We start from the raw sequence: 14,293 nt of genomic DNA, 5'->3' as shown, positions 1-14,293 counted from the left end.
CTTACATAAAAAGCCCATCTCTATATAGACGATGGGCTCACCAATCAACATTGTTATTTCGTTAAACGAGATTTTGAAACATCAAAACCTTTCCACTCATAATAATCTAAAATACCCGCATAAATTGCCTCAGCAGCTATTTGTCTTCCAGATTCTGAAGCTAACTTCTCATAATCCGTGCTGTTATCTAAAAATGCTAGTTCCGTTAGTACTGCTGGCATCTCATTTTCTCTTAGTACATAAAAGTCTTCTGGTTTCACACCACGATCTCTTGTATCTAGAGCTTTAACTAATCGTTTTTGTATTTTATCCGCTAACATGTAACTATCTTTTTCACGCTCAGTTAATTCTTTCTTTTCAGATCCTTTATAATAAAAAGTTTCTGTTCCATGTCCATCATGTTTTTGAGAAGCATTTGCATGGATACTTACAAAAATATCTCCATTATGTTCTTTCGCGAAATCCACACGATTTTTAAGGTCTTCTCCTTGTTTTTCACCAAGACGAATATCTGTTTCACGTGTTAACATCACACGGAATGGAGTATGTTTCTCTATTAAACTTTGTAATCTTTTAGATGTATCTAATACAATATCACTCTCATGTAATCCTTGTGTTGCTTTCCCAGGATCTGTTCCTCCATGACCTGGATCAATAATAATCATCTGTTCTACTAAAGGGTTGCCTACTTTAAGTGAGTCAGCCTTTGCAATAAACTGTGCTGCTTCTGCTTTCGTTACAGTTTTATTAGGTAACCACTCTGTTTTATTTACACCTTGTGAAATATTTAATTCTACTAAAATGTTGGCCTTATCTTTCCCCCAACTATCATTCAAATCCGCAAATTTTGTTTGTAACGGTTGCTTTACTTTTGCATCTAATTTATATGCTTCAACAAGCATCGATGCCATTGAAACTCGGTCAATTTTCCCAGTTGGATCAAATACGCCTGGTCCTTTCCCTTTAACAACGCCAGCTTTTTCTACAGCTGCGATGAATGGAGTATACCATTCGTTTTGAGAATCACCGAAAGATGGTTTAGCATTTTTATCGATTGGTAAGTTTAAAATTTTAGCCATCATTGTAGCTGCTTCTGCACGAGTAATCTCTTTTCCAGGCTCGAACATTCCTTTCTCGTTACCTGTAACTGCGCCTTTTTCTGCTAAGTAGTTAATAGAAGCTTCTGACCAATCCCCTGCTGGAACATCTGGAAACGTTTTCGTTTGTGCGAAACTACTAGATGAATAAGATAATATACTAGCTGCAATTACTCCTGCTGCGATTATTCTATTTTTCATAGAATATATTCCCCTCTCAAGTACAATGTATTTATGTAACAAACTAATTATAGTTCTGAAAATTAGTAATAGTCAATTGCATTTTGTATAATTTTGTATTATTATTGTATTTTTTGTCATATATAACTATAGTTAAAAACTATAAGGTTTTATAAGAGGAGAGATTCGTATGAGCAACAATTGGAAAGATATAGAACACCGTATTTATACAATGTGTATGATTCAGCAAAATAACGAAGTACTGCTAATACAGCGCCCCGACCATCTAGGGTTCCCTGGTTATATCGCTCCTGGCGGTAAAGTAGATTTTCCAGAAAGCATCGTTCAAGCTGCTAAACGAGAAGTAAAAGAAGAAACTGGATTACTTGTTTCAAACTTAACTTTTAAGGGACTAGATGAATACGTAAATCCGAAAGAAAATGTTCGATATATGGTATTCAATTATTGGACAGACTCATTTGATGGTGAACTTCTTATGAACCCTCCTGAGGGCGAATTATTATGGGTGCCAATTGATGAAGCACTAAATCTTCCTATGCAAGATTGGTTTAAAGAGAGATTCCCATTATTTTTTGAAAAGGGTACGTTTGAAATTCAACGCGTTTGGGACCGAGACTTAGATAAACAAGTTGCTATGACAATTACACATACATAAAAAAGCTTGGAATCTCTCCAAGCTTTTCTTACTTCTCCTCTATTTTCTTAATCTCATAATCAATTTCTAAAAATTTAACTCCAAATATCCACATTCTATGATTAGCTTCTAGTATATGATCCGTGCGCTCTTTTATAATAAAAGTCTCTGCTAACGGTAAACGTATTGTAAAGAAACGAGTATGCAAATAAATCCCCTCATCTCCCTTACCATTGCTTCTCAGCTTACTAGTAATGATTAAAACATTGCTCTTATTATATAATTTCAAAATCCCTGTCATATTCGAATATGGTAAAGGTAATCCGATATTCATGTATGTCTCGTTCTTATATGTATGCTTTGAATAAAGAGCTACAAATATAGATTCTCCTACATCATTTTTTCTTAGCCAAGCCCTTACACCCTCTCTTCCATCCTTCTCATCTATTATCCCGACGATAGAGCCATGCATCGTTTCCCACTTGCCGCCCATTCCTAAATGTATTTGTCCTACACGTTTACTCATTTTCTCATAGAAAAATGCAAGCGGGCGGAACCAACGATTCCATTTAATATATGATTGCAACTCATACTCTATTGTATTTTCATAAAAGCGAATAACGCTTAAAGGAATCTTCGATATGTCAAATGCCTCACTATGAAAATCATTCATTTTATCAACTAAGCCTTTGTATTCTTTGCTTTCTATTAAATTTCTGTTATGTAAAAATGCTTCACCAACTGTCACATTCCCACTTAACCTGCTCATTGCTTTCCCATAATATTTATAATTTGGAGCACTCTTTTCAATCAACCAGCCGACAAATGCTGGTAATGCTACTCCAATTCCATTGACAACACCGTGAATCCAAACCATTTGAGCAATTGTAATCGTCAGTACATGTTTCAAATTCCCATACGAATATATAAGTGAAAACATAATTGTTACCATGAGTGTGCTAGACGATATGATCAGAAGAACCTTTGCACTGATAGCATTAAATTTCGTTCGCCAAACATACATCCCATAACCATAAATCGCACATAAATATAGGAACACTGCAAAAAATTCAAATACTCTTGAGTACGTAATTCCTATTGCAACTGTCATAGGTGAAATAACGATGATAAACATAATAGCATCATATACTTTACTTCTCTTTTCTCTTTTTCTCCCAATTAAACCAGCTGATAATGGCAATAGAAACGCTGAATAATGAAAGTGTGCAGCGGTAAGCAAAACAATGTCAGAACTAAAATGCATAATGGAAAGTTTTGCTACTGAAGCAACAAACCAGCAACCACCTAAAAACAAATACATAAACGCACTATCGATAGCCGTCTCTTCTAACGGTTTCCATCCTCTTTCTAGCAATCTACTTACACCAAATAATGCAACAATTCCTGTATATACAAACCAAAGTAACGCAAAGAAATAGTGATTTGTTACGAAAGCTAACGTTGCACTAATTGCTGCGATTGGATATAACAGCGATACCAGTTTATAAAAGAATACATATGATCCGTTTCTTGTTTTCTTATCAATGATGCAAAATGACATCGGTATAAATAACAAAATAGATAATAATATAATTGCTTCAACTGGGTTTATATTTGACCACTCACATATTAGAAAAATAATATAACAAGCAAGTCCAACTATTATATTTTTCATATTATTTATTTCCTCTCCACAAATATTCCCTTATATGAAAATAATGAACCAATTAACGGATTGCGTACTTGTACATGAATTCGAAAGCGTTGTAGTGTTTCATCATAACTTTCTACAATGTTGGCTTCTCCGTATAAAAACCTAGGTAACGGGACTTTCCTTCCAAACATGTAAAACCATTGTTTCTTTGAAGAAATATGCATTGCTCCCACCTCATCAATATGAAAATTCAATGTAGAAACAAGTATGTGCGGTTCTCCTTCTTTTTTCTCTAAATACGAAATTTCAGTCAAGCGAGCATCCCATTCTGTATGTATATCTGGTTTCTGCGTATATTTCTATAATTTTTCCATTTTTGTATTCATTTCTGCCGAAACATAAATAGGCTTTTTCCCCTTCATTCTTCCACCTCCAATGCTCTATGATTTTAATGTACATGTAAAAAATTTATTTTGCTACATTTTTCACAAACTCCCTCGTTAAAAGAAAGAATTTTTAAAATTTATACAAAACACTTGATTCCCCGAAAAATTTAAATTATTATAAAACAAATGTTACCAACAACTTTATAAATCAAACACTCTCGCCTAAAACGTGAGATAGAGGTTGCGATACTTATGATTATTCTAATGGAGACACAGAGATGTCTATGAAATTAGATGAAAGGAAGTATTGCCGAAATCGATAATTTTCTCTGCATTTATCGATTGGGGCTGTTTTCGAATAGAAACAGAACTGTCATATGTACAGAAGTGTATGTATGAAGAGCTATCTACAAAAAAGAGATATCATTTTTATGATATTCCTTTTTTGGCGGTTTTTTTATTAGCTCCGTTTTCTGTTTCCCTTTTCCTGTAACAGCACCATCCTCACTTATTTGAGATGGTGTTTTTTGTTTTTCTCTGGTAACTACAGGAATATTGGGATTTATATATGTCCTAATCTATTCTTAAAAATGGATGAAAGAAGGAATTCGTAATGGAAACGATTGTACAAAAATTTGGTGGCACTTCTGTCGGAAATGTTGAGCGTATTCAACATGTAGCAAATTTAATTATTGAAGAATATGAACGAGGACATAGTATCGTCTCTGTCGTTTCGGCAATGGGAAAGAGCACAGATGAACTTGTCGCACTTGCTAACGCGATTTCAGAAAATCCGAGTAAACGCGAAATGGATATGCTTCTATCTACAGGAGAACAAGTAACTATTTCATTATTAACGATGGCACTACAAGCAAAAGGTTATAACGCGATTTCATTAACAGGATGGCAAGCTGGTATTACGACAGAGTCTGTACATAGTAGTGCACGGATTACTGACATTCATACAGATCGAATTCAGTCTTATCTTACTGAAGGTACGATTGTTATTGTAGCTGGCTTCCAAGGAGTTAGTGAAAACCATGAAATTACAACGCTTGGACGCGGTGGCTCTGATACAACTGCTGTTGCATTAGCTGCTGCACTGAAAGCAAAAAAATGCGATATTTACACGGATGTGACCGGTGTTTACTCGACGGACCCACGAGTTGTAAAAAATGCTTATAAATTAGATGAAATTTCTTATGACGAAATGCTAGAGCTAGCAAATCTCGGTGCTGGTGTATTACACCCACGCGCTGTTGAATTTGCTAAAAATCATAATGTCATTTTAGAAGTTCGCTCAAGTATGGAACAAGAAAATGGAACAATTGTAAAAGGAGAATGTAACATGGAACAACAATCAATCGTTAAAGGTATTGCATTTGAAGATAATATTACACGCGTCACAATGAAAGGATTGGAACAAGGTGCACTTTCAACAGTTTTTTCTACATTAGCAGCGGCACATATTAATGTAGATATCATCATTCAAAGTATTACAAATGAAGGAACTGTTCACCTCTCCTTCTCAATCCATTCTAATGATTTAAAAGAAACATTAGAGGTATTAGAACAACATCAAGAAACATTACAATATGAATCTGTAGAATATGAAAATCATTTAGCAAAAGTATCAATTGTAGGATCTGGTATGGTCTCTAATCCCGGTGTTGCTGCGAATATGTTCACTACTTTAAAAGAAGAAGATATTCATATTAAAATGGTAAGTACATCAGAAATTAAAGTTTCTGTCGTTATTGACCGCCTTCATTTAGTAACAGGTGTCGAGGCGCTACATCAATCATTTATGGCGAAAATTGAGCCTTTAGTGCAGATGAGTTAATTTCCACTAGTAAAACTTAAAACAAATTATATGAATCTATTTCCTTCCTATATTAACAGAAATAGGATGGGAATATTTTGCGGAGAAGTCGAAGTTATATTATCGAATAGAAACTACATTATCAAATTCTAAAAATAATAGCATTCATGAAAGAAAGTTCACGCGCATTTCAATAGTAGAAGGTTTACGAAGTGTTGTTCGTTAATAAAATATTATATACTATACCCGAAAACACCTTGTCACACTTTCCTACACTGTGACAAGGTGTTTTTTGTTTAGAAGGACCTTTAGTATAATTATGAGGAGAATTAAATAATAAATTTCTACATATAAGGAGATAAAAACTATGGCAAACAACAAATTACTAAGAATGGACAATGTCAGCATCGTTGTAGAATCTCTTGATAACGCAATCTCTTTCTTCGAAGAGATTGGATTAAAACTAGAAGGACGCGCTACTGTCGAAGGTGAATGGGCTGGTCGCGTAACTGGACTCGGTTCTCAGTGCGTGGAAATTGCTATGATGGTAACCCCAGATGGCCATAGCCGCATTGAACTTTCGCGATTTCTCACACCACCTACTATTGCAGATCATCGGAAAGCTCCTGTAAATGCCCTCGGTTATTTACGCGTCATGTTCACCGTTGAAGACATTGACGAAATGGTATCTAGGCTTACTACTAAGCATGGTTCTCAGCTCGTTGGCGAAATAGTTCAGTACGAGAATTCGTATCGACTCTGCTACATTCGTGGAACGGAAGGCATTTTAATCGGTTTAGCGGAAGAACTCGGTAACAAATAAGTAATGTTTTACTGAATTAAAAATATTTGAAAGAACAAAAGAAAGAAACTATTGATAAAATCCACTGTAAACCATTCGTTTACACAATAAAAAAGAGAGAATAACCCTTTGAGTTATTCTCTCTCTTCTATTAAAACAGATGAATGTTTTCTTTTTTACAAGCTTCACGTAAATCGTCAGGCCATACAGAAGATTGAACTTCACCGATATGTGCTTTTCGTAAGAAGTACATGCACATTCTTGATTGTCCAATACCACCGCCAATTGTTAATGGTAGTACGTCTTCTAAAATACCTTTATGGAAATCGTACTCACGTTTGAAATCTTCACCGGTTTTCGTTAATTGCTCATCAAGTGATTTGCTATCAACACGAATTCCCATTGATGATAATTCGAATGAAGATTGTAATACTGGGTGCCAAAATAAAATGTCACCGTTTAATTTCCAATCATCATAATCAGCTGCGCGCCCATCATGCTTTTCACCTGAACGAAGTGCATCACCAATTCCGATAATGAAGACTGCACCGTGTTCTTTTGCAATTGCATGTTCACGATCTTTCGGTATTAATTCTGGATATTTATCTTCTAGTTCTTGGGAAGTGATGAAAACAATTTCTTCTGGTAAATACTTCCCAAGGAACGGATACTTTTCAAATAAGTGGTCTTCTAAATCTTTGAATATTCCATAAATTGTTTGTACTGTTTTTTGTAAGTAATCTACAGTACGCCATTCTTTTTGAACGATTTTTTCCCAATCCCATTGGTCAACATAAATGGAATGTGTTGCATCAAGTTCTTCATCACGACGAATCGCGTTCATGTTTGTATATAAACCTTCACCAGCTTCATATCCATATTCATGTAATGCGAATCTTTTCCACTTCGCTAGCGAGTGAACAATTTCTAATTCTTCTCCTGAATGTAACATATCAAATTCAATTGGACGTTCTACACCGTTTAGATGATCGTTTAATCCTGATTTTTTCGTTACGAATAATGGTGCAGATACGCGGAATAGTTCAAGGCGTTTTGCTAATTGATCCTCAAAAAATGTTTTAACTTCCTTAATTGCGATTTGAGTCTCTCTTACTGTCATTAATGATTGATACATGGTGGTTTCCTCCTAAAATGTTTGGATGTTGTGAAAAGAAGCCAACAAAAAAAGCCCTTCTTTCCCAAAAAACTGGGACGAAAGACTTTGGTTCCGCGGTACCACCCAAATTAGCAACAGAGGTTGCTCACTTATACAGTACGGAGATGAAATATCTCGATACTGTTCTTCTTGTAACGGCGAAGTTCCCGGCTAAGTCTACTTTCCTGTAAAGGATTTCGGTTAGCAACTCCAGGAGGTTCTTCATAATAGGCTTCGTATCAGGCTCACACCACCCCTGACTCGCTTAGACTACATCCTACTACTACTCGTCCTTTCATAGTCGTTTTGTTGTCACATCTCTGAAACATTTTATTAATGATTATTCTATACAAAAAATAAAGAAAGTCAACAAAAATTTAAAAATATTTTTCAATTCTTTATTTTACGGCTTTATTGATTGTTTTCAATATAACATCTTCACTTCTTTTGCCTTGTCAATCCAAAAAACGTTTCACTAACCGAAACTAACATATACACAACAAGTAATGTAATCGTTCGAAATATAGAATCCGCAGTATTTCGTATTATTTTCATTTTCTTTGTAATTCCTTTCAGTTTACGTGCAAATTCATGTTATACTATAGCATTCAAGCAGTTAATTTTTACTTAAAGCAATCATAGTCATTTATAAAGAGTATGTTCTAAATCATTGACTATTATCAAATAAGATTTTTATATAACGGAGTGATCATATGAGTAAAACGAAAGCAAAACCGAAAAAAGGTGTAGGACAAGGTACAGGAAGTAAAGGATGGAATCGTTGGCAATCAAGTGCAAAGAAAAAGGCAGCTGCCAAGCCATATAAAAGTAAAGGGAATAAAAAGTAATTTCTGTTTTATCTCTTTACTTTGTTCAAAACAAATTATAATTATTACACTAAAAAAGCTATGCTCTCATACATATGAAAGCATAGCTTTTTTATTAAATCATTAAAATATCTCGTATTTCTTCCTCCGTGATTGATGATAATTTCTCTTCTCCCGGCTCAATCACTTCAGCGATTAAATTTTTCTTACTTTCTTGCAGTTCATGCATTTTTTCCTCAATTGTTCCGTGAGCCACTAATTTAATAACTTGTACCGTATTTTTTTGTCCCATTCGATATGCTCTATCTGCTGCTTGTTGTTCAACAGCTGGATTCCACCATAAATCGTACAATATAACCGTATCAGCACCCGTTAAGTTAAGACCTGTACCACCAGCTTTTAAAGAAATGAGAAATAGATCTCCTTCCCCTTCGTTAAAGCGGTCACATAGCTCTACACGCTCTTGCGAAGGTGTATTTCCGTCTAAATAAAAGTATGGAATCGCTTGACGATTTAGCTCACGACCAATAATGGACAGCATCTTCGTAAATTGAGAAAAGATTAAAATTCTCTTACCAGTACTTCTACATTCCTCAAGTATCTCTAACAGTTGTTCAAATTTAGCTGAGCTCCCCTTGTAATCATCAACGAATAAAGCGGGATGATTACAAATTTGTCGCAATCTCGTTAAGCCAGCTAAAATTCTAATTTTATTTTTACGTAACGTATCCTTGTCTAAATGTTTTAACGTTTCTTCCCTTAATTTCGCTAAATAAGCAGCATATAGTCTCTTTTGATCTGGTAATAACTCCGATGACTGTAAGTGCTCTATTTTATCTGGAAGCTCCTGTAATACATCTTCTTTTAGTCGTCTTAATACGAAAGGTTTTACGCGCTTTGCTATATCTTCTCGCCTTAAATCACCGAATTCTTTTCTTCCTGGCAATAATTCGGGAAATACGACATGGAAAATAGACCATAGCTCTTCTAATGAATTTTCGACAGGCGTTCCCGTTAGTCCGAAACGATGCTCAGCTTGAATTGTTTTCACTGCTCTTGCAGTTTGCGTTGTAGGATTTTTAAAAGCCTGTGCTTCATCAAGAAATAGTGTATGAAATGGTCTCGCATATGATCTTATATCTCTTCTCAGTAATGGATATGACGTAATGACGACATCAAATTCCGCTACGTCCTTTAAAATTTTTCGTCGTTCTGTTTGATTTCCATCTGCAATAACCGCTCTAATATGCGGGGCGAATTTTTTCAATTCACTAAACCAATTGTAGACGAGCGAGGACGGTGAAACGACTAATATAGGTAGCTTCTTCTCCTGAATTTCAGGCAAAACAGAATCTATAAAAGCAATACTTTGTAGCGTTTTTCCAAGTCCCATATCGTCTGCTAAAATACCGCCAAAACGATAATAGGCAAGTGTTTTCATCCACTCGAATCCGTATACTTGATACTCTCTCATTACAGCATGTAAAGTTTGCGGTACTGTAAACTTTAATTTTTTCGGGTTTTGAATGCTTTCAACTAAATCTTGAACAGACTCATCTAAACTTAAAACATGACCTTCGTGAAGTCCGTTCATCCACTTTACACTCCGAATAAGCGGAACATTCACTTCTTCCCCATGTAAAAATTCTTTTCGAATACCTGATTCTTTTACAAACTGATTAATTTCATTAAACTCTTTGCTCTCTAGTGATAATAAAGAACCATTCGCTAATCGATAATATTTGCGTTTCTCTTCAAGAGCCACTAATACACCTTTAATTTCTGCTTCCGGTATTCCTTTTATATCAAAACGAAATGATAACCAATCAATTCGTTCTTTTCTTCTTACCCTAATAAGAGGTGCTGTATCCCCTTTATGAATGCGTAATTTGATTGCTGTTGTCGCGTAAATATCAACTAAGCCTTTTAACGTTGGAACGACATGATATAAAAAGTTATACTCCGCTTCTTCATTATGCATAAAGTAACCACCTTCTGTTTTCGCGAAGGCACTTTCACTCATAATGTCTAAAATCTCTTTTTCCTTTTTCTCATCACGATTAAAAACAGATGGTTGCCCATCTTCTTCTAGCGGATTGATCACGACGTTTCCATAATGGAATTCAAGACCTGCTAACAAACGATTTTTCACTCGATCCAAATACAATTTTGCTTTTAAAGACGGCGTTTCAACACGATCTGATATGACTTCATCAATGCGCACCGTTCCAAGTTTCATTAATCCAGGCACAACCTTCGCTACGAAATGTTCCATCTTACTTTCAGGAATATAGAACTGATTGCTATTTGAGCGACTCATCATTTTTTGCAATTCAATAAGCCGCATACAATCTTCCATAAGTAAATCATATAATTTCCCATCGTAAAGAGCATTGTTATACATTTCCATAACTTGAACACGATTTAGTCCACCTATATGAAGTGTGAACCCACCATTATTGCCTTTCGTAAACTCAAAATGTAATGGCAATAAACCGTTTGACATTTGCAAGCCATGAAACAGTTGCTCATTTTGTTTCAGCTGTACATACTCCACTTTAGAAAGTGAAGAGAGCATTTCTTTCCACGAAGCTGGTGGTATGAATATCATACTTTCATCTTGTTTCGCATGTACTTCTAACGCATCTTCATACATTTTTTCATTATGATACATTTTAATCAGCTGCTGAATAACCGCATCCGTTTCTTTCCTGAAGCTATGTACATCTGGTGTGTATGTAAATTCATTGGAACAATGAAAAGCCTCTCTTTTCTCCACTTTAGAAAGAAATTCTCTAATATGCTTTATAAAATATGTTTTCGCAAGTTTTAACTGAATTCCAAGAAGGGCCCCACCGCTTTTCGTCGCTACTGGTGAACATATAAACGCAACATCTAATATTTCACGTGTATCAAACCGATGTTGTTTACTTTTTGGCCTCAGTGGTTTATCTGCAAACAACTGAAACATCCCGTTTGTTAATTGATCATTTCCGCTCAGATTTTCATTACTAGCAGAGACCATACCGCCCGTTTGTTGGTTATAATTTATTTGTATTAGTACGGCTGCAACATGTTGACAGTACGTTTGAAAAGACGCTAATGAAGGGCAACTACATCTTGCAACTACATCACCTTTTTGAGCTTTTTCTACTGTAACATGAAAATCTTCATTCCCTTTTACCGTCGCCTCACAAATTCCCTTCGTTTCATCATAATGATTCACAATTACTTTTTTTGATTTATAGTAAGCTTCGCCTCTTTTATAGGAGGTCTCTCCACATACTTCTTTAATAATCGATTTATTTAATGTAAAACTCATTGTTTTGACACTTCCTTAATGTAAAACCATTTTCTCTTACTTAACATTTTACATGCTCGACGAGAAAATATAAAATGTTGATTGAACAAAAAAAGATGCTTATTTATAAGCACCTTCTTCACTCTATCTCCATCAACCGTTTCGCCTCAAAATACAACACTTGAATAAATTTCTTCGTATTAATTCGTATATGGCCAGAAGTCGCTATTTCATCCTTTGTCATTTCTGTCATCCGTTTTCTCACTACAGTGAAATCAAAAAACTTTGGGGCATAGCTTTCAAATTTTGGATTTGAAAAGTCTGTTAGTCCGAGTGAAGCTAAATGATTCAATGATTGATAAATCGCTCTTCTTACACGTTGTTCAGATGCTTTTCTCTCTTTATCTATATCTGCATCCGAAGCTATATGATCTACTTTTTTTAATGTGATTTGGTGAAAAATATCTTTTAACGCAGGAAATCCAAATTCAAATGTTTGCGCCTTTTCTTGTCCGTATAAATATTCCAGCATACTAAGTAAATCTTTACTTCCGTTCTCGCCCGCAATACCGAGTTCTGCTAGTAAAAAGCGTCCTGAATCCGATATCTTTTTTCCTTCATGCACTGTTTCACTACGCATTTGCGGATTTTCCCACTGAAACACATTATTTAATGATTTTTGAATGTCATATATAGAACGTTCCAAACGAATACGCTCCATCACTTTTCGTACAACAGATACTACTTCTATTTTGTTTAGTGGTTTCGTAATATAATATTCCACACCCAGTGTATATGCCTCACCAATGAGCTGTTTCGATTCAACTTGGGAAATCATAATAATTTTTCCATTGAATGACGGCGCTATATCGCGAACTGTTTCAATGCCATCTCTCATCGGCATGAGTAAATCAATAAATAAAATATCCACTTTTTTATAATTTAGCTGTTCTACTTCTACAAAAGCTCCATCTTCCGATTCTCCAATTACTTCCCCAAGATCGCCATCCTCAATAATTTGTGAAAGCATTGAACGGAAAACTTCATCATCATCTACGATATAATAAAACAAACCTATTCTCCTTCCCGCTTTAAACTGCACTCCGGTAAACAAACGATAAACTTACATCCTTTTTCAGTTTCATTATCTTCTAACCTTACTTCTCCGCCGAGCTCTGTTACCATTTCGTGTATGTAAGAAAGTCCAATTCCTGTTGACGGTGTTCCTGTTTGATCATACTTGGACGTAAACCCGGGCTTAAATACTAATTTTTTATACTTTTGTGCAATACCAGGGCCATCGTCAATTACTTCAAATATTACATGTTGATCTCGTTTATATAATTTAATATGAATGAGACCTTTATCTACAATTGCTTCAACTGCATTCGCAACTAAGTTATTAAAGATTGATAGCACTGTATACACGTGATACGCAGCGTGTTCACCTTCTATATGTTTAGAAAAACGTATATCTTTCTCTAGCATTTCAGCATATTTCTCATTTATTCTTACAATCATTTCTGTAAGCTCATGACCTTCTACATACTCCGCCACATTTTTATCTAATAGCAGTTTAGATAATCCTGCAAAAATCCTTTGATTATCCTTTTTTATTTCATGTACTTCTCCTGCTATTTTCAATGCTGTTTTACTGCTAGAATCATTTTTCTCCTGTAAATTTCGATATAGTTGATATGCTTCTTGTGTAATCAATTCTGCATTTTGTAACGTTTTCTTCAAATGAACTGATTCTACATATAAATTTGAAAGGTGCATGAACATTTTTTCATTTTCTTTTCGAACTTGCGATTCTTTTAATTTCGTTTCATATAAAATCATCATATTTAAAAAGCCTAGTGCAAAGAAACTACGGAAAATAGCAATAATGATAAGTTTATTCACTTCAGAAACTGTTATCGTTGTACCGAGCACGACCATATGATAAATCGCTAGTTCTGACATACTTGCGATAATTTCAATTGTAATTCCAAGGCATCCAATAACGATTGGTTTCTGATGAAACTTATTTACCCTACAAAGTGAAAAAAGGCTTCCATAAATAAAATAATAAAAGAACACAGGATAGCGCAAATAAAATGATTCCGTCATATGAAATGACCCTTGCATGATCCAGTCAAGACATACGCGGAATAAAACGACACATATTCCGACAAGAATACCTGCAGCTGCTGCTGGTATTCTTCTTAAAAAAAGCAATAAAAAGAAGAAAAGCGGCGTCCCAAAGCTAACGCGAAACGTATCGTTAAAAGGGTGAAAATTAAGCTCTCCAGCAATCGGAACAACAACCATTAATATAATTAAAAGAGATATATCTTTCTTCCATAACTGATTCCAATTCAAAGGTGCCACTTCCTATACTTTTTTTCAGTAGTAAAAGTGAAAGCCCGCT

General features: G+C 35.0%; 10 protein-coding genes, 1 pseudogene, 1 riboswitch and 1 other annotated feature. Of the genes and pseudogenes, 4 read left to right on the top strand and 7 right to left on the bottom strand.

Annotated features, from left to right (window positions below; all coding sequences use genetic code 11):
• Positions 1 to 53: 53 nt before the first annotated feature.
• Positions 54 to 1,298, bottom strand: coding sequence for an N-acetylmuramoyl-L-alanine amidase (locus ACHZK0_RS08930; protein ID WP_270340607.1), 1,245 nt, complete (start codon positions 1,296 to 1,298; stop codon positions 54 to 56).
• Positions 1,299 to 1,467: 169 nt separating this feature from the next.
• On the opposite strand from ACHZK0_RS08930, the gene ACHZK0_RS08925 reads away from it, so the two are divergent.
• Positions 1,468 to 1,953, top strand: a complete 486-nt coding sequence (locus tag ACHZK0_RS08925) for an 8-oxo-dGTP diphosphatase (RefSeq protein ID WP_395761451.1) — start codon at positions 1,468 to 1,470, stop codon at positions 1,951 to 1,953.
• Positions 1,954 to 1,981: 28 nt separating this feature from the next.
• Here the strand turns inward: ACHZK0_RS08925 and ACHZK0_RS08920 are convergent, their stop codons facing one another.
• A complete protein-coding gene (locus ACHZK0_RS08920) occupies positions 1,982 to 3,607 on the bottom strand; it encodes a YndJ family protein (protein WP_395761450.1) in 1,626 nt (541 codons plus the stop codon).
• A gap of 5 nt (positions 3,608 to 3,612) precedes the next feature.
• Positions 3,613 to 3,867 (bottom strand): annotated as a pseudogene (locus ACHZK0_RS08915) (DUF4166 domain-containing protein); the annotation flags it as partial.
• A gap of 332 nt (positions 3,868 to 4,199) precedes the next feature.
• Positions 4,200 to 4,386: riboswitch (Lysine riboswitch) on the top strand.
• A gap of 199 nt (positions 4,387 to 4,585) precedes the next feature.
• Here ACHZK0_RS08915 and ACHZK0_RS08910 point away from each other — a divergent pair.
• On the top strand, positions 4,586 to 5,815 hold the full coding sequence (locus tag ACHZK0_RS08910) for an aspartate kinase (protein ID WP_395761449.1): 1,230 nt from the start codon (positions 4,586 to 4,588) through the stop codon (positions 5,813 to 5,815).
• A gap of 346 nt (positions 5,816 to 6,161) precedes the next feature.
• Entirely contained in the window at positions 6,162 to 6,617 is a 456-nt protein-coding gene (locus ACHZK0_RS08905; RefSeq protein WP_377922436.1) for a VOC family protein, read from the top strand.
• 130 nt (positions 6,618 to 6,747) lie between these two features.
• Here ACHZK0_RS08905 and asnA read toward each other — a convergent pair whose 3' ends face one another.
• Positions 6,748 to 7,731, bottom strand: a complete 984-nt coding sequence (gene asnA, locus ACHZK0_RS08900; protein ID WP_395761448.1) for an aspartate--ammonia ligase — start codon at positions 7,729 to 7,731, stop codon at positions 6,748 to 6,750.
• Between the two features lie 70 nt (positions 7,732 to 7,801).
• Positions 7,802 to 8,060: a binding site (T-box leader), on the bottom strand.
• A gap of 405 nt (positions 8,061 to 8,465) precedes the next feature.
• Between asnA and ACHZK0_RS08895 the strand changes: the two genes are divergently transcribed.
• Positions 8,466 to 8,600 (top strand): DUF3934 family protein, encoded by a 135-nt coding sequence (locus ACHZK0_RS08895; protein ID WP_061657016.1) that lies wholly within the window; start codon positions 8,466 to 8,468, stop codon positions 8,598 to 8,600.
• Between the two features lie 94 nt (positions 8,601 to 8,694).
• On the opposite strand, the gene ACHZK0_RS08890 is transcribed toward ACHZK0_RS08895, so the two are convergent.
• The 3 genes from ACHZK0_RS08890 to ACHZK0_RS08880 form a co-directional block, all read right to left on the bottom strand.
• Positions 8,695 to 11,901, bottom strand: coding sequence for an SNF2 helicase associated domain-containing protein (locus ACHZK0_RS08890; RefSeq protein WP_395761447.1), 3,207 nt, complete (start codon positions 11,899 to 11,901; stop codon positions 8,695 to 8,697).
• A 118-nt stretch (positions 11,902 to 12,019) separates the two neighbouring features.
• On the bottom strand, positions 12,020 to 12,952 hold the full coding sequence (locus ACHZK0_RS08885; RefSeq protein ID WP_262740754.1) for a response regulator: 933 nt from the start codon (positions 12,950 to 12,952) through the stop codon (positions 12,020 to 12,022).
• Positions 12,953 to 12,954: 2 nt separating this feature from the next.
• A complete protein-coding gene (locus ACHZK0_RS08880; RefSeq protein WP_262740753.1) occupies positions 12,955 to 14,253 on the bottom strand; it encodes a sensor histidine kinase in 1,299 nt (432 codons plus the stop codon).
• Between the last annotated feature and the right edge of the window lie 40 nt (positions 14,254 to 14,293).

It is taken from the genome of Bacillus sp. 3G2 (assembly GCF_044324725.1).
GTDB classification, from domain to species: domain Bacteria; phylum Bacillota; class Bacilli; order Bacillales; family Bacillaceae_G; genus Bacillus_A; species Bacillus_A mobilis.
Note: the sequence above shows the minus strand (reverse complement) of the source record. Positions and strands in the feature narration are given on the sequence as shown.

Coding starts and splice junctions, on each gene's coding strand:
- ACHZK0_RS08930 (WP_270340607.1), bottom strand. CDS start 1,298: ATGAAAAATAGAATAATCGCAGCAGGAGTAATTGCAGCTAGTATATTA.
- ACHZK0_RS08925 (WP_395761451.1), top strand. CDS start 1,468: ATGAGCAACAATTGGAAAGATATAGAACACCGTATTTATACAATGTGT.
- ACHZK0_RS08920 (WP_395761450.1), bottom strand. CDS start 3,607: ATGAAAAATATAATAGTTGGACTTGCTTGTTATATTATTTTTCTAATA.
- ACHZK0_RS08910 (WP_395761449.1), top strand. CDS start 4,586: ATGGAAACGATTGTACAAAAATTTGGTGGCACTTCTGTCGGAAATGTT.
- ACHZK0_RS08905 (WP_377922436.1), top strand. CDS start 6,162: ATGGCAAACAACAAATTACTAAGAATGGACAATGTCAGCATCGTTGTA.
- asnA (WP_395761448.1), bottom strand. CDS start 7,731: ATGTATCAATCATTAATGACAGTAAGAGAGACTCAAATCGCAATTAAG.
- ACHZK0_RS08895 (WP_061657016.1), top strand. CDS start 8,466: ATGAGTAAAACGAAAGCAAAACCGAAAAAAGGTGTAGGACAAGGTACA.
- ACHZK0_RS08890 (WP_395761447.1), bottom strand. CDS start 11,901: ATGAGTTTTACATTAAATAAATCGATTATTAAAGAAGTATGTGGAGAG.